The following is a 563-nucleotide window of genomic DNA, read 5'->3' as shown; positions in this document are numbered from 1 at the left end:
GCGTGGCGCATGACGCGCACCACATCATCGTCGTCGGCACCAACAAGCAAGACATGGCTTTGGCCGTCAACCGGCTGGGCGAGGTGGGGGGAGGCGTGGTGCTCTATTCAAAGGGCAAGGAACTGGCGCTGGTCGAGATGCCGATCGCCGGCCTGATGTCCGACGAACGCGCCGAGATCGTCGCGGCCAAGGCCGAACAACTGACCGAGGCGATGCGGAAGGTCGGCTGCTCGCTCAACAACGCCTATATGCAGCACTCGCTGCTGGCGCTGGTGGTTATCCCGGAGCTCAGGATATCGGATGTCGGTCTTGTCGACGTGACGACCTTCCAGAAGGTCGATCTTTTTATCTAAAGCAGGTCATCCGCCCGTCGCGATGGTCAGCACCTTGAACGGCGTGGTGATGACCACCTCGGCCACCGATCCCACGGCTTTGCCGAGGCCTTGGCCGATATTGTCCAACCCGGCGCCCTGAGGTTCGCCCGCTCGCAGGGCAGCCGGCGTGCGCAGCCGGTCGCCAAGCAATTGCACCAGGATCGGGTTATCGGCGAATTTGGCATGGTT

General features: G+C 62.5%; 1 protein-coding gene and 1 pseudogene. One reads left to right on the top strand and one right to left on the bottom strand.

Annotated features, from left to right (window positions below; translation table 11 throughout):
- A partial coding sequence (locus EOA28_RS37935) for an adenine deaminase C-terminal domain-containing protein (protein WP_148671218.1) occupies positions 1-353 on the top strand: 353 nt, incomplete at its 5' end.
- Between the two features lie 6 nt (positions 354-359).
- Here the strand turns inward: EOA28_RS37935 and EOA28_RS37930 are convergent.
- Positions 360-563 (bottom strand): annotated as a pseudogene (locus tag EOA28_RS37930) (hypothetical protein); the annotation flags it as partial.

Origin of the sequence: Mesorhizobium sp. M2A.F.Ca.ET.067.02.1.1 (assembly GCF_004023285.1) — a bacterium.
Taxonomy (GTDB): Bacteria; Pseudomonadota; Alphaproteobacteria; order Rhizobiales; family Rhizobiaceae; genus Mesorhizobium.
This window is presented reverse-complemented; position numbering and strand designations above follow the sequence as displayed.